This window comes from Streptomyces hygroscopicus subsp. hygroscopicus (genome assembly GCF_030269125.1).
Lineage (GTDB): Bacteria > Actinomycetota > Actinomycetes > Streptomycetales > Streptomycetaceae > Streptomyces > Streptomyces hygroscopicus_C.
In genome coordinates, this window is record NZ_BSSM01000002.1 from 486,462 (window position 1) to 504,653 (window position 18,192).

Genomic DNA, 18,192 nt, shown 5'->3' on the forward strand with positions numbered 1-18,192 from the left:
AGACGTGTTCCTCGCCCTACGCGACCTGCGGTTCGCCCGCGGTCGTTTCGCCCTCATCGGTGCCGTGGTCGCCATGATCGCGGTCCTCGGCGTCATCCTGTCCGGCCTCGCCACCGGCCTCGCGGACGCCGGCGTCTCCTCGCTGCGCGCGCTGCCGGTGACGCACCTGGCTTTCGACAAGTCCGCCTCCGGTGAGCTGTTCTCCCGCTCCACCGTCACGCGGAGCACCTGGCGGCAGTGGGCCGCGCAGCCCGGCGTGCGCAAGGCCGAGCCGCTGGGCCAGCAGCTCGTCCACGCACAGCTGACCGGCCCCAAGGCCAAGCAGCTGGACCTGGCGGTCTTCGGGGTGGAGCCCAAGGGCTTCCTCGCCCCGTCCCCGCTGAAGGGCAAGCCGCTGTCCGAGGCACCCGCCGACGGCGTCCTCATCAGTGAGGAGATCGCCAAGGAAGGGGTCGGGATCGGCGACCGCCTCACCGTCGGCCAGGCCGACACCCCGCTGACCGTCGTCGGCACCATCGGCCACGCCTCCTTCGGCCACGTCGGCGCCGTCTACGCGCCGCTGCCGCTGTGGCAGAAGCTGCACTACGGCCTTCCCGGCCAGGTCCCCGCCGCGGCGGCCGAACAGGCCACCGCCGTGGCCCTCCAGCTGGCCCCCTCGGCCGACACGGCCGCGATCGACAAGCGGCTGGGCACGAAGACCGTAGACCGGGCGGGCGCCTTCGCCGCCTCGCCCGGCTACGTCGCGGAGTCCAGCACCATGACCTTGATCCGCGGTTTCCTCTACGCCATCTCCGCCCTGGTCGTCGGCGCCTTCTTCACGGTGTGGACCATCCAGCGCCGCCAGGAGATCGCGCTGCTGAAGGCGATGGGCGCGAGCACCGGCTACATCCTGCGCGACGCCCTCACCCAGGTCACCGCCATCCTGCTCGCCGCCACCGCCGCCGGCACCGCCGTCGGCCTGGCCCTCGGCGGGGCCATGAACGGCTCCGCGCCGTTCTCGCTCCAGACGGGCCAGGTCACCATGGCGGGGGTGCTGCTGATCGTCCTCGGCCTGGCCGGCGCCGCCGTCGCGGTCCGCCGCATCACCAAGGTGCAGGCCCTCACCGCCCTGGGAGCCAACCGATGACCAGTCCCACCCCCGCCCCCGCCCCCGCCGACGGCACGGCCGTCCCGCCCGCGCTGCGGCTGACGGACGTCACGCTGAGCCTGGGCTCCGACGAGCAGCGGGTCACCGCCCTCGACCAGGTCACCCTGGCCGTCTCGCCGGGAGAGTTCCTCGCGGTCACCGGCCCCTCCGGATCGGGCAAGTCGAGCCTGCTGGCCGTCGCGGGCGGTCTCCAGACCCCGACCGAGGGCACCGTCCATGTCGCCGGCACCGACCTGACCGCCCTCACCGAACGCCGGCGCACCGCCCACCGGCGCCGGCACATCGGCTACGTCTTCCAGCACGCCAACCTCTTCGCCTCCCTGACCGCCCTCGAACAGCTCCTCCTGCCCGCGCATATCGCCGGGCGGCTCGACGCCGCCGCCCGCACGCGCGCCACCGAGCTGCTGGAGGCGGTCGGCATGACCCATCGCGCCGACCGGCGCCCCCACCAGCTGTCGGGCGGGGAACGCCAGCGCGTCGGCCTGGCCCGCGCGCTGGTCCTGGCCCCGGAGGTGCTCCTGGTCGACGAGCCCACCTCCGCGCTCGACCGGGCCCGCGCCCGCGACGTCGCGGACCTCCTGGCCGAGCAGACCCGTGCGAACAACACGGCGACGGTCATGGTCACCCACGACACGGAGATACTGGACGCAGCCGACCGCGTCCTGACGCTCAGGGACGGCCGGCTCGTCTGACCGCCACGTCGAAAGGCCCGCCCGCACCATGCCGAAGATCAGCGCCGCCACCGTTCCTGAGCACCGCGCCCAGCAGCGAGCGGCGCTGGTCCGGGCGGCCGTCGACGTCCTCGCCGAGCAGGGCGCCACCGCCGTCACCCCGGCGGCGGTCACCGCGCGCGCGGGACTGGCCCGCTCCAGCTTCTACCAGTACTTCCCCTCCAGCGCGTCCCTGCTCGCGACCATCGTGGAGGAGGCGTTCACCGCCGCCAACGACGCGATGTCCCAGGCGCTGGAGACGGTGACCGAGCCCCGTGCCGGCATCGACGCCTTCGTGCGCACCGAACTCCGCCTCGCCGCGGAGGGCATGCACCGCCCCGCCGCCGCCCTGATGCGCGCGGACCTTCCCGGCGAGTGCCGTGACCACGTCCACGAGCTGCACCGCGTCCACTACGCGCCCCTCCTCGCGGCCGTCACCGAACTCAGCCCCGCGGACCCGTATCTGACCACGCAGCTCTTCGGCGGCCTCCTCCAGGCGGCGATGACCGCCGTCGAGAACGGCGCCGACCCCGACCACGTCGCCGACCGCACCCTGAGCCTGATCCACCAGGGCCTTGGGGCGGAACCCCGGCCGTAGCCCTACTCCGCCTTGAGCGAGGCGACGAAGGGGACCCAGGCGGTGGCAGTGAGGAGGAGGGCGGGACCGTCCGGGCGCTTGGAGTCACGGACGGGGACGAGGCCGGGGATGTTGTCGGCGATCTCGACGCAGTTGCCGCCGCTCTCGTTGCTGTAGCTGCTCTTGAACCAGAGAGCGTCACTCAAGTCGGTCCGGTTGCTTGCCATTTCGGTAATCCTCTGTCGCAGCCCTGATCATGGCGAGGGACGTGTCTGGTGCCAATGCGACGGCCCTGAGGCGATCGTATGCCTTGCGGTACTGCATCACGAGGGCAGGATCATCGACGGTGCCTCCGCTGAAGGACGCCTCCATGTAGATGAGCGGTGGGGCCTCCGCGAAGGTCATACTCATGGTGGAGGCCGCCATGAGGGGGTACGCCCCCCGCTTCCGCGGAACGATTTGCGGAGTGATCCGCCGTCGCTCCGCAAGCTCCACAACGCGAGCAAGCTGCACGGCCATGTCCTGGTCGCCAAGGAGTGGATCGGTGATCAGCCTCTCATGCAGGATCACCCAGTACTCGGGTTTGCCATGGTCCGCCTCGAAAAGCTCAGCTCGCGCCATTCGGCCGCTGACCTTCTCCTCTACCTCGGCATCGAGCGACAGCGGGAGCCCCGCCAGAATGACGGCCCGCGCGTACGCCGGAGTTTGCAGCAGCCCGGGGAAGAGCATGGGGCACCACTCCTCGATGGTCAGGGCGTGCTTCTCCGCCTCCAGGACCTTCTCGAAGTACGCAGCGTGCCCAGACCTCTTGGCCTTCTGCACATCCTCGCAACGCCGCTCGAAGAAGCCGTCGGTCTTCAGGACGCGATCCGCATGCCGAGCCAAGTCCAGCGGCATCCTCCGCTCACCGTGCTCGATGTCGCTGAGGTACGACTTGCCGTAGAAGCTGCCCTGAAGAAACGTCTCCAACGACAGCCCCGCCGCCTCCCGCTTCCACCGCAGCTCCTTGCCGTAGAAGGTCGGGACGCTCATCGAGCCGTCGATGTCCTTGCGCCGTGCCACGCGCTCACCGCCGTAACTCACCGTGCCGGATTCCGCTGTTCGCGCCGTGGACGCGAAACGTCTTCCACGGTAGCGATCCGGGCGACACTCTGTGAGGCGTTCGTCACACAACGCACAGAAGGCAGACCACCCCATGTCGGATCACTCCCCCACGGCCTACGACGTCACCCTCTGCGTGGAGGAACTGCGCGCCGCCCTCGCCCTGCACGGCGTCAAGCTGCCCTCCCTCACCGTCCACCTGCCGAGCTTCGCGGCGAGGTACGGGGAGTCGACGGGGCTCGTCGCGCTGGGGAACTGCAACATGGCCACGGCACGGGCGCTCGCCGCCGTGCTGAGGAAGGCGGCGGGCGAGTGACGCGGGCCGTCGAACTGCGCGTGCGGGCGACGCCGAAGGCCGTGCCGGAACTGCGGCGCCGGCTCCGCGGGTACGACCACGACGTCCGCCTGTGCGCGACGGAGCTGCTGACGAACGTCATCGAGCACGTCGGGGAGGGAACCCCCGTGCGCGTCAGGGTCGTCGGCTCGCCGGATTCCGGTCGTACCCGCGTCGAGGTGGCCGATCCCGACCCGCGCGGAACGCCCGCGCCACGGCCGGCGACGGAGACGGAGGAGTCCGGACGGGGACTCGTTCTCGTCTCGGCGCTGGCGGAGCGGTGGGGGACGGAGCGGGGGCCGGGGGGCAAGACGGTCTGGTGCGAGCTGGTCCGGGTGCGGGGGTCAGCCGACGTCGGCGAGGTGTTCGCCGAGCCTGGCGGTGAGGAGGGAAGGGTTCTCGGCGGGGAGGGCGTGGCCGCCGGGCACGCGGACGAGGCGGGCGCGGGGGATGCGGTCGGCCATCTCGTGCTGGTGGTGCGGGGGGACGACGCGGTCGTCGGCGCTGGAGATGATCAGTGTCGGGGCCGTGACGCGCGGCAGCAGCTCGGTGAGGTCGAAGGCCGCGTCGGCCTGGGCCTGGCGCGCGAAACCGTCCCGGGAGGACCCGAGCTGTTCGGCGAAGCCGGCCGCCGTCTGCTCGAAGGCGGCCTCGTCCCAGCCGCGCAGGGTGTTCTTGCCCATGGCGGTCAGGAGCAGCAGCCTCGCCAGCGCGGCGGGGTCGGTGAGCGCCAGCCGCTGCCACAGCCGGAACTGGAACACCATCCGGGCGTCGGCCCGTGACCAGCCGCCGTGCGCGGTGAGGGAGTCGACCCGTGCGGGGTGCAGGGCGGCCGTGGCCGTGGCGACCACCGCGCCCAGGGAGTGCCCGGCCAGGTGGAAGCTGTCGAGTCCGGCGTCCCGGGCGGTGGCCACGACATGGGCGACCAGGTCCTCCAGGACGAGCGGGCCGCCGGGGTCCCGCGTGCCGCCCGAGCCGGGGAGGTCGGGGGCCACGATCGTGTAGCTGTCGCTCAACGCCTCGATGACCGGGGCCCAGCCGCTCTGGGCGGTCGCTCCGGTGCCGTGCACCAGCACGAGGCCGGGCCCCTGACCGACGACGGTGTAACTGGCCTTGCTGACACCGGCGGTGACCGGGACGTCGACGATCGGCATGGCGTTTCCCCTTCGGTGGTGGGAGGGTCCGCGGGGCCGCGCGGAGTGTCTGCTCGAAGCGGTCGGGCCGGTCCTGCCGGAACGTGCGGCCGCGGGTCGTCGTCGGCCCGGTCGACCACGACGCGGTCGTCGCTCCCCGTCGGGTTCCTGCCCTCCAGGGCCCCCGACCGCCCCCGGAACACCGGGAGTCTGCCACCGAGTCATCATGATCATGCCTACGTAGTGCCGGCCCGGGTCGGGGCGCTTCGCAGCGCGGCGACCCCGACGAGGGCGCCTTCTGCCAGGCGAACGCGAAGGAGCACGCAGCGACTGCTGCGGCCGGAACTACTTCGGCGTGGCCGTGGGCGGCGACGGCAGGATCACCGAGATGACCGAGCTGTACGGCTCCTGGCCGACCGGGGCGCGGGACGGCCTCTCGCGTCGGCCGCCGAGGTCGCGGCCGCGAGGGTCACGGCCGTCCTGACCGGTACCCGCCTCCCGGCGGGTGCCCCGGTTCCCGCCCCGACGCGCCGGGGCGGCGGCTCAGGGGCGCAACGCCCCGGATTCCTCGGGCACATGGGACGTGACCACCCGTCCGGCCGACGGGGTCCGCCGGCTCCGGTCCACCGCGTACGCCACCCCTGCCACGCCCAGCCCCAGGACCGCCAGCGCCGCGCCCGCGAGCGCCGGGGACGTCGCGCCGAAGCCCGCGGCCAGGGCGACGCCGCCCACCCACGCGCCGCCCGCGTTGGCCAGGTTGAAGGCGGCCTGGTTGGCTGAGGAGGCGAGGGAGGGTCCCGCGGCGGCCTTCTCCATGACCATCAGCTGGAGGGGGGAGCCGGTGACGAAGGCGGCCACGCCCAGCAGGGTCACCGCCAGCGCCGCGCTCCACTGCGCCCGCATCAGCGGCGGGAAGAGCGCCAGGACCACGGCCAGGGAGGTGAGACCGCCGAACAGGGTGCCCCGCAGGGAGTGGTCGGCCAGGCGGCCGCCCAGGAGGTTGCCCGCCGTCGCGCCCACGCCGAACAGGGCCAACAGGAGGGTCACGCTGCCCTCGGCGTAGCCCGCCGCGCCCGTCAGCATCGGCGTCACGTAGCTGTACGCCGCGAACAGCGCGCCGAAGCCCGCCACCGTCGTGGCGAGCGCCAGCCACACCGGCAGGGACCGCAGCGCGGCCAGTTCGCCGCGCAGGCCCGCGGGCGAGGCGTGGGTGTGGTCGTGCGGGATCAGGAGGGCCAGGGAGGCGATCGCGGCGAGGCCGATCGCGCTCACGGCGAGGAAGGTGGCCCGCCAGCCCAGGTGCTGGCCCATCAGGGTCGCGGCGGGCACGCCCGCGACGTTGGCGACCGTCAGCCCGAGGAACATCAGGGAGACCGAGCGGGCCTTGCGCTCCGGCGGGACCATGTTCGTCGCCACCACCGCGCCCACGCCGAAGAACGCCCCGTGCGGCAGCCCGCTGAGGAAGCGCGCGGCGAGCAGGGAGCCGTTGCCGGGGGCGAGGGCGGACAGCGCGTTGCCCGCGACGAACAGGGCCATCAGGCCGATCAGGACCGTACGACGGGACGTGCGGGCCGTGACGGCCGCCAGCAGCGGGGCGCCGATGACGACGCCCAGCGCGTACGCCGAGACCAGGTGCCCGGCGGAGGGTATGGAGATGTGCAGGTCGGACGCGACGTCGGGGAGCAGTCCCATCATCACGAACTCGGTCGTACCGATGCCGAAGGCGCCGACGGCCAGGGCGAGCAGGGCCAGGGGCATGGAGGGCCTGTGCCTTTCGAAAGCGTGGAGAGAGCGTCGTACCGAAAAGTTCAAGTACGGAACAAAGTCTCTCAGGCCCGCTGTTCCAGCAGGTTACGAGGGTGTGTCCAGGTTCACACGGGCCGCCACCGGGAGGTGGTCGCTGCCTGTGCGCGGCAAGGTCCAGCTGCTCTCCGGCTCCACGCCCTTGACCATGATCTGGTCGATCCGCGCCATCGGGAACGCCGCCGGCCAGCTGAACCCGAAGCCGCTGCCCGCCGCGCCCTGGGTGGAGCGCAGCTGGGAGGTGACGGCGTTGAGCGAGCGGTCGTTCATCGTGCCGTTGAGGTCGCCGAGGAGGATGACCCGGCTCAGCGTCTCGTCGGCGACGGCCTCGCCGAGCGCGTCGGCGCTGGTGTCGCGCTGCCGCGCGGTGAAGCCGGCCCTCAGCTTCACCCGCACGGAGGGCATGTGGGCGACGTACACCGCGACCGGCCCCTCGGGCGTGGCCACGGTCGCCCGCATCGCCCGCTTCCAGCCGAGCTTGATGTCCACGGCCCGCACCCCGCTCATCGGGTACTTGCTCCACAGCCCGACCGTGCCCTCGACCGCGTGGTACTTGTACGTCGGCGCGAGCGCCTTCTCGTAGACGGACACCTCGGAGGCGGGGACCTCCTCCAGGGCCAGGATGCCGGCGCCGGAGGCGGCCACGTCGCGGGCGGTGCCGACCGGGTCGGGGTTCTCGGCGTTGACGTTGTGCGTGGCCACCATCAGGTCGCCGCCGCCGGTCGACTTGTCGGTGAGCAGTCCGCCGAAGAGGTTCAGCCACACGATCGCCGGCAGCAGTACGGCGATCAGCGCGATCGCCGACCTGCGGAACAGGCCGAGCAGCAGCAGGACGGGCACGGCCACGCCCAGCCAGGGCAGGAAGGTCTCGGTGAGGCTGCCGAGGTTGCCCACGGTGTTGGGCACGTGCGCGTGGAGCAGCATCACGAGCGCGAGCAGCAGCGCGACCGCGGCGAGGACGGCGCCCCGGCGCCAGATGCCCGGGTCGTCCCGCCAGGGGGCGAGCAGGCGGTGCAGCAGGCGCCGGAGCCGGGATCCGGGTCGCTCGGGTCCCGAGCCGCCGTCCGCCGTCTCCGTCACGTATGCCTGCTGCGCCATGCCGTCTGCCTCACTGCCTGCCGTGCACACCGTTCGCCCCCCGTGGTTCCGACCCTAGGGGATGATCGGCTCCGTTCTCGCCGTCCCATGACGGCCGTACGGAAGACGAGGACGAACGGGTGGTGCGGGGAGTTCCGGTCAGTGGTCCGGTTGGCGTGGTCTGTTGCAGAACATGCACATCAGTGCGACGAGACTGTGGAGCTGACGGGGCGTAGGCCCTCCAGGACGGTGTCCACGATGCGTTCCGCCAGGTCCTCGGGGAGGTCGCCGTCGGGGCGCATGATGGTGCGCACCAGCATGGCGCCGACGAACATGTCGTTGGCCAGTTCGAGGTCGACGTCGGTGCGCAGTTCGCCGTCGCGCTGACCGCGCCGCAGCACGTCGAGCATGAGGACGCGGCGGGGTGCGACGACGCCCGCGTGGTACGCCGCCCAGATGCGGGGGCTGGACTTCATCTGCACGTACACGTTGTGCAGGATCGCCGACGAGCGGCTGACCAGGCCGCGTTGGCGCAGGGTCTCCAGCAGGACGATCAGGTCGTCGCGCATGGAGGTGCCGGGGAGTTCGGGGTCGGGGGGTTCGGCGGCGCGCAGGACGTCGACGAACAGCTCCTCCTTGCCGCTCCATCGGCGGTAGATGGTGGCCTTGCCGACCCCGGCGGTGCGGGCGATGCGCTCGATGGAGAGTTCGGCGAGCGGTACGCCGTCCTCCAGGAGCTGCATGACGCCTTCCAGAATGGCCTGTTCCACGGCCTCGCTGCGGGGCCGGCCCCGGGCGGGACCGGCCGGGCACGACCGGTTGTCGGCAAGGCTCACGTCATTCCGTCCTCTCACTGTGCTGCGGGAATTCTCCCGCAGCCGCCTCCTTCCCCCGTGGAGTCGTCATGGAGCCGTTCGCGGACACGGGGCCGGCCGTTCGGCCGACGCCCCCGGGTCCACGCCCTCAGTCCATGGCGGCGACCAGCTCCTGTTCCTCGTTCTCCTGCTCGTCCGCCCGCGGCTTGCCCGGCAGGTACAGGGCCGTGACCAGGGCGCCGATCAGCGCCACGCCCGCGCCCCACCACGCGGTGACGTGCATGGCGTGCAGGAAGGCGTCGTCGGCCGGGCCGACCAGGAGCTTGCCCTGCGGGCCGAGCTTCTGGGCGATGCCGAGGGTGGCCTCGATGGAGTCGCCGGCCTTGTCGCGCAGGCCGGCGGGCAGCACGGCGAGCTTGTCCTCGATGCCGCCCCGGTAGGCGGTGGCGAGCACCGAACCGAGGACGGCGATGCCGAGGGCGCCGCCGACCTGGCGGAAGGTGTTGCTCAGCGCGGAGGCGGAACCGGCCTTCTCGCGCGGCAGGGCCTGCATGATGACGACGGAGGTCGGCGTCATGATGTGCGCCATGCCGGCGCCCATCAGGAAGAAGACGACCTCCAGCAGCCAGATCGGCGTGTCGGCGTCGAAGGTGGCGAAGGTCGCCAGCGTGCCGGCGATCACCACCAGGCCGACGGTCGTCGTGAGCTTGTTGCCGAACCGCTCGACCACCAGGCGGGCGCGCGGCGCGAAGATCATCTGCGCGGCGGCCAGCGGCAGCATCAGCAGGCCGGACTTGAGCGGCGAGTAGCCCCGCACGCTCTGGGTGTAGAAGACCGAGAAGAAGGTGACGCCCATCAGCGCGAAGAAGACCAGCGCGATGGCGGCCATGGCGGCCGAGAACACCTTGTTCCTGAAGTAGCTCACGTCCAGCGACGGGTGGTCGCTGCGCTTCTCGAACACCACGAAGGCGGCGAGCACGACGATGCCCGCGCCGATCGTGGCGAGCACGGTCGGGTCGGTGAAGTCGGCCAGCTGGCCGCCCTTGATGATGCCGTAGACCAGCAGGACCAGGCCGACGACGGACAGCACGACGCCGATCGGGTCCAGGCGGCCCGGACTCGGGTCGCGGGAGTCGGGGACGAGCCAGACCATCAGCGCGAGGGCGACGACCACGATCGGCACGTTGATGAAGAAGACCGAGCCCCACCAGAAGTGGTCCAGGAGGGCGCCGCCGGTGATCGGGCCGATGGCGATGGCGAGGCCGACGCCGCCCGCCCAGATGCCGATGGCCTTCGGCTGCTCCTCGCGCTCGAAGACGTTCATCAGGACGGCCAGCGTGGCCGGCATGACGAACGCGGCACCGAGGGCCATCACCGCCCGGTAGGCGATCAGCTGGCCCGGGGAGCCGGACTCGGCGGCGAGGGCCGAGCCGATGCCGAAGACGGCGATGCCGCCCAGCAGCACCTTCTTGCGGCCGAGACGGTCGCCGATCAGGCCCGCGGTGAACAGCAGACCCGCGAAGACGAGGGTGTACGCGTTGATCGCCCACTCGATCTGGCTCTGAGTGGCGCCCAGGCCGGTCGGGGCCGGGGTGGAGATGGTCTTGATGGCGACGTTCAGGATCGAGTTGTCGAGCACCACGATGAGCAGGCTCAACATCAACACGCCGAGGATCGCCCACCGGCGGCGGTGCACCGCCTCCGGTATGCGGGAGGCAGGGACGGAAGTTGTCATGTGTTCGAGCGTAGAGGTATTCCGATACGGAACCGTCTCGTATCTTAATTCTTTTACCGAGAACTTACCCGCCCAGGGGGTTGACGCTGCCCGAAGCGGAGGGGGTGGTTCGACCCCGGCGAGGACGTCGGTGAGGATCACGGGGGGCCCTATGGCCCTGGATGGCACGAGGTGCCACCATGGAGGGGATCCGGGGACGCCGTCAGGGCGCCTCGAGATGAACTGAAGGAGCCGTTGCCATGACGCAGCTTTCGGCTGCCCAGAACAAGCCTTCCGACGGCAGCAAGGCGCTGTACGGGGGGAAGGGCACCCGCCGCATCACGGTCCGCGACATCGCCCTCGCCAAGGAGCGCGGCGAGAAGTGGCCCATGCTCACCGCCTACGACGCGATGACCGCGTCCGTCTTCGACGAGGCCGGCATCCCGGTCCTGCTGGTCGGCGACTCGGCGGGCAACTGTCACCTCGGTTACGACACGACGGTGCCCGTCACCCTCGACGAGATGACGATGCTCTCGTCGGCGGTCGTCCGCGGCACCAGCCGCTCCTTGATCGTCGCCGACCTGCCGTTCGGCACGTACCAGGAGGGCGCGACGCAGGCGCTGCGCTCCGCCACCCGGCTGGTGAAGGAGGCCGGGGTCGGCGCGGTCAAGCTGGAGGGCGGCCAGCGCTCGCACGAGCAGATCCGGCTGCTGGTCGAGGCCGGCATCCCGGTCATGGCCCACATCGGGCTGACCCCGCAGTCCGTCAACGCGATGGGCTACCGCGTGCAGGGGCGCGGCGAGGAGGCGGCGGCGCGGATGCTCCAGGACGCCAAGGCCGTCCAGGACGCGGGCGCGTTCGCGGTCGTGCTCGAACTGGTCCCGGCGGAGCTGGCGGCCGAGGTGACGCGGTCGCTGCAGATCCCCACGGTCGGTATCGGCGCCGGTCCCGAGACCGACGCGCAGGTGCTGGTGTGGACGGACATGATGGGCCTGACGTCGGGGCGCGTCCCCAAGTTCGTCAAGAAGTACGCCGATCTGCGTGACGTGATGGGGTCCGCGGCGAAGTCCTTCGCGGAGGACGTGGTCGGCGGGTCCTTCCCGGCGGAGGAGCACTCCGTCCACTGACGCCCACGGCACCCCCGCAGCCACTACGGCACCACCGGCAGCCCCGCTGATCTTCCCCCGTCGGCGGGGCTGCCCCCTTCGCTCCCGCGCCTCAGGTCAGGGGCGCCCGTTCCGCGACGGCCACGCGTCCCGACGCCAGGGAGGTCCGCGCCCCGGCCGGGCCGCCGTACGAGCGCGCGAGGGTGAGGAGGTCGTCGTCCGACGTCACGCGCAGGCCGTGCGCGGCGAGCAGTGCGGCCATGCGGTGCGGCTTCCACAGCGAGCGCCAGGGTTCGCCCGCGGTGACGGAGCTGCCGAGCACCCGTGTCAGCAGTCGGCCCGCGGACACCTTCGCCGACGGTGCCTGGTAGTTGACCACGAGGGTGCTGCCCGGGGCCGTCCGGGCGGCGAGCGCGGCCAGGGTGGCGCGCACCTGGTCGCGGGTCAGGTACGGCACGACGCCCTCCCACAGCCAGGTCGTCGGCACCGACGGGTCGTGGCCGGCGGCGCCCAGTGCCGCGCCGAGGTCGTCGACGGCGAGGTCGACCGGTGTGAACCGTACGGAGCGGGCGAGGGCCGGCAGCGCGCGGTCCCCTCCCGCGGCCTCGTCGAGGCGGGCGCGCTTGTCCCGCTGGGAGGCCGGGTGGTCGACCTCCCACACATCCGTCCGGGCCAGTCCGGGCAGCCGCCACGCGCGGGTGTCGAGCCCGGCGCCGAGGATCACGAGCTGGCCGCTCGCGCGGGCGCGCAGGGCCTCGTCGATCGCGACCGTACGCGCCGCCGTGATCTCGGCGCACGCCCGCACGCTCTCGTACACCGTGCGCGCCTGCCAGCCCCGCGGCGGGGTGCCCGCGCGCACCTCGTCCACGGGCGTGCGCTCCGCGGCGCGCAGGAGCCGCACCGCCACCGGGTCGGCGAACCGGCCCACCGCGACCCTGCCGTCGGCGGCCGCCCGCCCCTGGCACACCAGCACCGCCGTCCGGCTCGCCGCACGCTCGTCGTCGTCCATGCGGCCGTATTCAACACGACCGCCCGCCGCCGGGTGAGGCGCTGTCGGCGCGCTGTCGGCGTCCTGTCGGTGGTTTGTCGGTGGGGCCTGGCACTGTCAAGGGCATGACGCGAATCGATGAGAACCCCGTCGGCGGACGCAACGCCGTGACGGTGCGGGGTCTGGTCAAGCACTACGGCGAGACCAAGGCGCTGGACGGCGTCGACCTGGACGTGCGCGAGGGCACCGTGATGGGTGTGCTCGGCCCGAACGGCGCGGGCAAGACGACCCTCGTACGCATCCTGTCGACCCTGATCACCCCGGACGCGGGCGAGGCCACCGTGGCCGGGTACGACGTCGTGCGGCAGCCCCGGCAGCTGCGCAGGGTGATAGGCCTCACCGGCCAGTACGCCTCCGTGGACGAGAAGCTCCCCGGCTGGGAGAACCTGTACATGATCGGCCGGCTCCTGGACCTGTCCAGGAAGGACGCCCGCGCCCGCGCCGACGAGCTGCTGGAGCGGTTCTCCCTGACGGAGGCCGCCAAGCGCCCGGCGAGCACGTACTCCGGCGGTATGCGCCGCCGCCTCGACCTCGCGGCCTCCATGATCGGGCGCCCGGCCGTGCTGTACCTGGACGAGCCGACGACCGGACTCGACCCCCGCACCCGCAACGAGGTGTGGGACGAGGTCCAGGCGATGGTCGGCGACGGCGTGACCGTGCTGCTCACCACCCAGTACATGGAGGAGGCCGAGCAGCTGGCCTCGGAGCTGACCGTGGTGGACCGCGGCAAGGTGATCGCGACCGGCGGCATCGAGGAGCTGAAGGCCAGGGTCGGCGGCCGCACCCTGCGCGTGCGCCCGGTGGACCCGCTGGAGCTGCGCCCGCTCGCCGCGATGCTGGACGAGCTGGGCATCACCGGCCTCGCGTCCACCACCGTGGACGGCGAGACCGGCACCCTGCTCGTGCCGATCCTCAGCGACGAGCAGCTGACCGCCGTGGTCGGCGCGGTCACCGCGCGCGGCATCACCATCTCCTCCATCGCCACCGAACTGCCCAGCCTGGACGAGGTGTTCCTCTCCCTCACCGGCCACCGTGCCGGCGACCCGCAGGACGCCACGCCCGCCGACGCCCGCCAGGAGGTCGCCGTATGAGCGCCCAGCCGTCGCCCGCCACCACTCTGGACGAGGCGCCCCGCACCGCACCCGTGAGCACCACCGCTTCCCCGGCCGACGTCCGGATCACACTGCGCGGGCATCTGCGGCACACCGGCGCGCTCATCCGCCGCAACCTGCTGTGGATCCGGCAGGACCCGGAGTCGATGTTCGACGCGCTGCTGATGCCGGTCGTCTTCACGCTGCTGTTCGTGTACGTCTTCGGCGGCTCGATCGGACAGGCGCTCGGCGGCGGCCAGGAGAGATACGTCCAGTACGTCATCCCCGGCATGCTGGCGATGATGAGCATGACCCTGTCCCAGGGCGTCGGCACCGGCTTCAGCCAGGACTTCAACAGCGGTGTGATGGACCGGTTCAGGTCGCTGCCGATCGGGCGCGGCTCGGTGCTGTTCGCGAAGATCGCCGTCGAGCTGGGCCGGATGCTGTTCGCGACCGCGGTGCTGATGGTCGTCGCCGTGCTGGTCGGCTTCCACATCGCCAACTGGCCGGGGCTGTTCGCGACCATCGGTCTGTCGGCGCTGTTCGCCTCCTCGATCATGTGGGTGTTCCTCACCCTCGGCGTGATGCTGAAGAGCGCGCAGTCGGTGCAGGGCGTGGGCTTCCTGGTGCTGTTCCCGCTCCAGTTCGGCTCCTCGATCTTCGCGCCGACCGCGTCGATGCCGGGCTGGCTCCAGGCCTTCACCGACTACAACCCGCTGTCCACGCTCGCCGACGCGGCCCGGGGCCTGATGGTCGGCGGCCCGGTGGCCCACGACCTGTGGGTGACCGTGGGCTGGGCGGTGGCGATCACCGCGGTGATGGCGCCGGTCGCGATCCACAAGTTCCGTACGAAGAGCTGACGTCCACGCCGTACGTCACACCAGGGCGGTGGCCTCCGCGAGGGAGAGGCCGCCGCCTTCGGCGTACGCCGCCTCGTACGACTCCTCGTCCAGCGCCTCGCGGACCCGGGCCTCGGTGATGCCACGGGCCCGGCGCTCCATGCCGGAGGAGACATGGCCGGCGGGCAGCAGCCGGTCGGCGGCGGCCAGCGCGCGGGCGGCGTCGGCGGCGCGGGCGCCGGAGTCGACGCGGGCGAGCGCCATGGCGCCCACCGTGAGGGCGGTGGACGGCAGTTGGGGGATGACGGCCTCGGCGAGCGGGTCGGTGGCGTGCCCGAGTGCGGTGCGGATCTTTTCGAGCGACGCCTCGTTGTGGTCGTCCATGGCGTCCACCCAGGCCTCCTGGCAGAGCAGCAGCGCGTCGAAGACGACGAAGTTCGCGATCCTGAACTCCTCGCGCAGCAACTGGAGTTGCTCCCGGGCCTCGGTGGTGCGGCCGGTAAGTCCCAGCCAGCAGGCCAGGAAGAGCCGGGCGGCGGGCATCGCCTCGCTGTGCAGGGCGTCCTGGCTCTCGACGACCTCCCGCAGCAGCCGTTCGCCCTCCGCCGGCTCGCCCGACTCCATGAGCACGTTGCCGAGACGGGCGCCGAGGACGGCGGTCTGGGCGCGGGCACCGAGGCGTTCGGCGTGCTCGATGGCCGCGCGGTAGTCGGCGGCGGCCGCGTCGTAGACGCCCTTGCGCTCATGGGACTCGCCGCGCGCGGACAACGCCTCGGCGGTGCCCCAGTCGTCGCCGAGGCGGCGGTATATCTCCAGCGCCTCGTCCGCGTCGCGCGTGGCGTCGCCCGCCCAGGCGGTGCGGTTCGCGAGGAAGTTCGCGCGCATCTGGAGGGCGCCGGCCAGCTCCCACTCGTAGCCGGGGGTGGCGCGGCAGGTCTCCACGTTGGCGTCGGCGATCGTCAGTATCCGCTCCGCCCCGCCGGTGAGCATCACGGCGAAGAACCACACCATGCCGGGCGACCGGCAGGTCTGCGGCATCCCCGGCTCGTAGGCACGGGCGACCGCGCGCAGTTTGGCCTGGGCCGCGGGGGTCTGCCAGGCGTCCAACTCGGTGTCCATGCAGGCGAGATGGGCGAGATGGAGGCCGCGCCGGGCCTCTTCGAGCACCTCGCCGGCGTAGGGAGGCGGGGCGTCGGTGCAGCGCTGCCACACCGGTTCCGCGCGGCGCACCGGCTCGGCGAACGGGTCGGGGCCGAGCGCCATGACCTCCCGGCACCAGGTGCGGGCCTCCAGACGCTGGTCGCGCATCTGCCAGAACCACACCAGGGACAGCACCAGGCCCAGCCCCTCCTGCTCGTCGCGCGCGGCGACGGCGTGCCTGAGGGCGACGCGCAGGTTCTCGTACTCCAGCTGGAAGCGGTCGATGGCGGCGCGCTGTCCGGGACCGCGCAGCAACGGGTCGGTGGTGCGGGCGAGTTCGCGGTAGTACGTCAGATGCGCGCGCTCGGCCTCGCCGCGGCGGCCGGTCTGCGCGAGCCGTTCGGTCGCGTACTCGGCGACGGTCTCCAGGAGCCGGTAGCGCATGGTGCCGTCGGCCGAGGGAGCCGCCACCACGAGGGACTTGTCGACCAGGGAGCCCAGCGCGTCCAGGGCGACGGGCCCGCACACGGCCTCGGCGGCGGCCAGGTCGCAGCCGCCGGCGAAGACGGAGAGCCGGGCGAGCACGTCGCGTTCGTCGGCGTCCAGCAGGTCCCAGGACCAGTCCACGACGGCGCGCAAGGTCTGCTGGCGGGGCAGGACGGTACGGCTGCCGGAGGTGAGCAGCCGGAACCGGTCGTCGAGCCGGTCCGCGATCTGGCGCGGCGTCAGCATCCGCAGCCGGGCGGCCGCCAGTTCGATGGCGAGGGGCAGTCCGTCGAGGCGGCGGCAGATCTCCGCGCACGCCTCCCGGTCGTCCTCGACGCGGAACCCGGGCCGGGCCGCCGCGCCGCGCTCGGCGAACAGCCGCAGCGCGACGGGTTCCGGCAGCGGCTCCACCGGGCGCACCAACTCCCCCGGTACGCCGAGGGGTTCGCGGCTGGTGGCGAGCACGGTCAGCTCGGGGCAGCGGGCCAGCAGGCGCTCGGCCAGGCGGGCGGCGGCCTCGATGACGTGCTCGCAGTTGTCGAGCACGATCAGCATCCGGCGCCGGGCGCAGTGCTCCACCAGCCGGTCCACCGGGTCGTGCCCGTCGACCACCGCGCGCATGCCCTCCGCGCCGGCGCCGTGCAGCACGGTCTCCCGGGCGCCGATCGCGGTGAGCACGGCCTGGGGCACGGCGTCCGGGTCGTCCACCGGGGCGAGTTCGGCCAGCCATACGCCGTCGCGCACGGTATGCCGTACCGCCTCGGCGGCCTCCTGCGACAACCGGGTCTTCCCGGCGCCGCCGGGCCCCAGCAGGGTGACCAGCCGGGCGGTTTCGAGGTCGGTGCCCAGCGCGGCGAGATCGGCTTCCCGGCCGACGAAGGAGGTGAGACGGGCGGGCAGGTTTCCCTGCCCGCCCCATGGGGGCACACCGGCCCGGTCACCACCGCGGCCGCCCCGGCCGGGTCGGTCGACGCCGTGGCCGCCCCGGTCCGGGAAGGCGTGGTCGCCCCGATCGGCACGGCTGTCCGGTTCGGGGCGGCCGGCGCGATCGGCACTGCTGCCCCAGTCGGGGTGGCCGCCGCGGTCGGCAAGACCGTCCCGGCCGCCCACGCCGTTGCGGCTGCCCCAACCATCGTCACCGTCCCCGTGGCCGCCCCGGCCGGCACGGCTGTCCCACCCGGCAAGACCGTCCCTGTCGCCGTAGCCGCCCCGGCCGCCCGTGTCGCCCCGGTCCGCCAGGCCGTCCCCGCCGCCCACGCGACCCCGGTCGGCGTGGGTGTCGCGGACGCTCCGCGGCGGTCCCGGGGGCCGTCCGGGGCCGCCGTCCGGGCCCAGCAGCAACTCCGCGTGCAGCGACCGCAGTTCGGCGCCAGGGTCGGAGCCCAGGCGGTCGGCCAGCAGTCGTCGTACGTCCTCGTACGCGGCGAGCGCCTGCGCCGGGCGGCCGAGGTCGCGCAGGGCGCGCAGCCGCAGTGCCTGGAGGGGCTCGTCCAGGGGGTGGGCGTCGCACAGGGCGGTCAGGTCGGGGAGGGCGCCCTCCGCGTGACCGAGGGCGAGAGCCGCGGTGTGCCGGGCGCGCCGGGCGTCCAGTCGGCGGGTCTCCCAGCGGGCGGCCTCGGCGGTACGGTCGGGCAGGTCGGCGAGGGCCTCGCCCTGCCACAGGGCGAGGGCGTCGTCCAGGAGGCCGGCGGCCTTGGCGGGGTCGCCCTCGGCGAGGGCGGCGAGGCCGTCGCCGGTCAGCCGGTCGAAGCGGGTGAGGTCGATGTCGTCGGCTCCGGCGGCGAGCCGGTACCCGCCGTCCACGGAGACCACCGCGTCCGCGCCGAGCGCACGCCGCAGTCGGCCCACGAGCGCCTGGAGCGCACCGGCGGCGTCGGCGGGTGGGCGCGCGCCCCACACCTCGTCCACCAGCACCCCCACCGGCACGGTCCGCCCGACCCGCAGCGCCAGCACGCTGAGCAGCGCACGCAGCCGCGCTCCGCCGATCGGGACGGCCGTGCCGTCGGGGCGGAGCGCCTGGGTGGGACCGAGAAGGCGGTAGCGCACGGGGTCCATTGTCTCCGGAGGATCA

General features: G+C 72.9%; 16 protein-coding genes and 1 pseudogene. 8 read left to right on the top strand and 9 right to left on the bottom strand.

The genetic code is table 11. From position 1 onward, the window contains the following. Positions 1–4: 4 nt before the first annotated feature. From QSK45_RS06625 to QSK45_RS06635, 3 genes are read left to right on the top strand one after another with little or no spacing between them, the layout of a single operon-like run. A complete protein-coding gene (locus QSK45_RS06625) occupies positions 5–1,126 on the top strand; it encodes an ABC transporter permease (RefSeq protein WP_285554184.1) in 1,122 nt (373 codons plus the stop codon). Continuing rightward, complete coding sequence (locus tag QSK45_RS06630; protein WP_285554186.1) at positions 1,123–1,839, top strand: ABC transporter ATP-binding protein; 717 nt, start codon at positions 1,123–1,125, stop codon at positions 1,837–1,839. The genes QSK45_RS06625 and QSK45_RS06630 overlap by 4 nt, the downstream gene beginning before the upstream one ends. A 28-nt stretch (positions 1,840–1,867) precedes the next feature. Beyond that, complete coding sequence (locus QSK45_RS06635) at positions 1,868–2,455, top strand: TetR/AcrR family transcriptional regulator (RefSeq protein WP_285554187.1); 588 nt, start codon at positions 1,868–1,870, stop codon at positions 2,453–2,455. Positions 2,456–2,457: 2 nt separating this feature from the next. Here QSK45_RS06635 and QSK45_RS06640 read toward each other — a convergent pair whose 3' ends face one another. Further along, a complete protein-coding gene (locus QSK45_RS06640; RefSeq protein ID WP_285554188.1) occupies positions 2,458–2,661 on the bottom strand; it encodes a DUF397 domain-containing protein in 204 nt (67 codons plus the stop codon). Continuing rightward, on the bottom strand, positions 2,633–3,496 hold the full coding sequence (locus QSK45_RS06645; protein WP_285554189.1) for a helix-turn-helix domain-containing protein: 864 nt from the start codon (positions 3,494–3,496) through the stop codon (positions 2,633–2,635). The genes QSK45_RS06640 and QSK45_RS06645 overlap by 29 nt, the downstream gene beginning before the upstream one ends. Positions 3,497–3,629: 133 nt before the next feature. Here QSK45_RS06645 and QSK45_RS06650 point away from each other — a divergent pair, with 133 nt between their 5' ends. Together QSK45_RS06650 and QSK45_RS06655 are read left to right on the top strand one after the other, a co-directional pair. Then, complete coding sequence (locus tag QSK45_RS06650; RefSeq protein ID WP_285554191.1) at positions 3,630–3,851, top strand: hypothetical protein; 222 nt, start codon at positions 3,630–3,632, stop codon at positions 3,849–3,851. A 41-nt stretch (positions 3,852–3,892) separates the two neighbouring features. Further along, positions 3,893–4,129, top strand: a pseudogene (locus tag QSK45_RS06655) (ATP-binding protein); the annotation flags it as partial. 84 nt (positions 4,130–4,213) lie between these two features. Here the strand turns inward: QSK45_RS06655 and QSK45_RS06660 are convergent. The 5 genes from QSK45_RS06660 to QSK45_RS06680 all read right to left on the bottom strand — a co-directional run bounded on the left by QSK45_RS06660 (position 4,214) and on the right by QSK45_RS06680 (position 10,432). Next, a complete protein-coding gene (locus tag QSK45_RS06660; RefSeq protein WP_285554193.1) occupies positions 4,214–5,023 on the bottom strand; it encodes an alpha/beta fold hydrolase in 810 nt (269 codons plus the stop codon). Between the two features lie 522 nt (positions 5,024–5,545). Next, complete coding sequence (locus QSK45_RS06665; RefSeq protein ID WP_285554195.1) at positions 5,546–6,760, bottom strand: MFS transporter; 1,215 nt, start codon at positions 6,758–6,760, stop codon at positions 5,546–5,548. A 93-nt stretch (positions 6,761–6,853) separates the two neighbouring features. Next, on the bottom strand, positions 6,854–7,903 hold the full coding sequence (locus QSK45_RS06670) for an endonuclease/exonuclease/phosphatase family protein (RefSeq protein ID WP_285554196.1): 1,050 nt from the start codon (positions 7,901–7,903) through the stop codon (positions 6,854–6,856). A 179-nt stretch (positions 7,904–8,082) separates the two neighbouring features. Further along, positions 8,083–8,718, bottom strand: a complete 636-nt coding sequence (locus QSK45_RS06675; protein ID WP_285554198.1) for a TetR/AcrR family transcriptional regulator — start codon at positions 8,716–8,718, stop codon at positions 8,083–8,085. Positions 8,719–8,845: 127 nt separating this feature from the next. Then, positions 8,846–10,432: an MFS transporter gene (locus tag QSK45_RS06680; protein ID WP_285554199.1), complete on the bottom strand. Its 1,587-nt coding sequence runs from the start codon at positions 10,430–10,432 to the stop codon at positions 8,846–8,848. A gap of 239 nt (positions 10,433–10,671) precedes the next feature. Here QSK45_RS06680 and panB point away from each other — a divergent pair, with 239 nt between their 5' ends. After that, positions 10,672–11,538 (top strand): 3-methyl-2-oxobutanoate hydroxymethyltransferase, encoded by an 867-nt coding sequence (gene panB / locus QSK45_RS06685; RefSeq protein ID WP_285554200.1) that lies wholly within the window; start codon positions 10,672–10,674, stop codon positions 11,536–11,538. Positions 11,539–11,629: 91 nt separating this feature from the next. Here panB and QSK45_RS06690 read toward each other — a convergent pair whose 3' ends face one another. Continuing rightward, a complete protein-coding gene (locus QSK45_RS06690; protein ID WP_285554202.1) occupies positions 11,630–12,526 on the bottom strand; it encodes a class I SAM-dependent methyltransferase in 897 nt (298 codons plus the stop codon). Positions 12,527–12,630: 104 nt separating this feature from the next. Here QSK45_RS06690 and QSK45_RS06695 point away from each other — a divergent pair, with 104 nt between their 5' ends. Then, positions 12,631–13,656: an ATP-binding cassette domain-containing protein gene (locus QSK45_RS06695; RefSeq protein WP_285554204.1), complete on the top strand. Its 1,026-nt coding sequence runs from the start codon at positions 12,631–12,633 to the stop codon at positions 13,654–13,656. Then, complete coding sequence (locus tag QSK45_RS06700; RefSeq protein ID WP_285554206.1) at positions 13,653–14,516, top strand: ABC transporter permease; 864 nt, start codon at positions 13,653–13,655, stop codon at positions 14,514–14,516. Before QSK45_RS06695 ends, QSK45_RS06700 begins: the two co-directional genes overlap by 4 nt. Positions 14,517–14,531: 15 nt before the next feature. Here QSK45_RS06700 and QSK45_RS06705 read toward each other — a convergent pair whose 3' ends face one another. Then, positions 14,532–18,176, bottom strand: a complete 3,645-nt coding sequence (locus tag QSK45_RS06705; protein WP_285554208.1) for an AfsR/SARP family transcriptional regulator — start codon at positions 18,174–18,176, stop codon at positions 14,532–14,534. Positions 18,177–18,192: the final 16 nt, after the last annotated feature.

Excerpts from the sequence above, each read along its gene's own strand:
- QSK45_RS06630 (WP_285554186.1), top strand. The coding sequence starts at position 1,123 with ATGACCAGTCCCACCCCCGCCCCCGCCCCCGCCGACGGCACGGCCGTC.
- QSK45_RS06635 (WP_285554187.1), top strand. The coding sequence starts at position 1,868 with ATGCCGAAGATCAGCGCCGCCACCGTTCCTGAGCACCGCGCCCAGCAG.
- QSK45_RS06640 (WP_285554188.1), bottom strand. The coding sequence starts at position 2,661 with ATGGCAAGCAACCGGACCGACTTGAGTGACGCTCTCTGGTTCAAGAGC.
- QSK45_RS06650 (WP_285554191.1), top strand. The coding sequence starts at position 3,630 with ATGTCGGATCACTCCCCCACGGCCTACGACGTCACCCTCTGCGTGGAG.
- QSK45_RS06660 (WP_285554193.1), bottom strand. The coding sequence starts at position 5,023 with ATGCCGATCGTCGACGTCCCGGTCACCGCCGGTGTCAGCAAGGCCAGT.
- QSK45_RS06665 (WP_285554195.1), bottom strand. The coding sequence starts at position 6,760 with ATGCCCCTGGCCCTGCTCGCCCTGGCCGTCGGCGCCTTCGGCATCGGT.
- QSK45_RS06670 (WP_285554196.1), bottom strand. The coding sequence starts at position 7,903 with ATGGCGCAGCAGGCATACGTGACGGAGACGGCGGACGGCGGCTCGGGA.
- QSK45_RS06680 (WP_285554199.1), bottom strand. The coding sequence starts at position 10,432 with ATGACAACTTCCGTCCCTGCCTCCCGCATACCGGAGGCGGTGCACCGC.
- panB (WP_285554200.1), top strand. The coding sequence starts at position 10,672 with ATGACGCAGCTTTCGGCTGCCCAGAACAAGCCTTCCGACGGCAGCAAG.
- QSK45_RS06690 (WP_285554202.1), bottom strand. The coding sequence starts at position 12,526 with ATGGACGACGACGAGCGTGCGGCGAGCCGGACGGCGGTGCTGGTGTGC.
- QSK45_RS06695 (WP_285554204.1), top strand. The coding sequence starts at position 12,631 with ATGACGCGAATCGATGAGAACCCCGTCGGCGGACGCAACGCCGTGACG.
- QSK45_RS06700 (WP_285554206.1), top strand. The coding sequence starts at position 13,653 with ATGAGCGCCCAGCCGTCGCCCGCCACCACTCTGGACGAGGCGCCCCGC.
- QSK45_RS06705 (WP_285554208.1), bottom strand. The coding sequence starts at position 18,176 with ATGGACCCCGTGCGCTACCGCCTTCTCGGTCCCACCCAGGCGCTCCGC.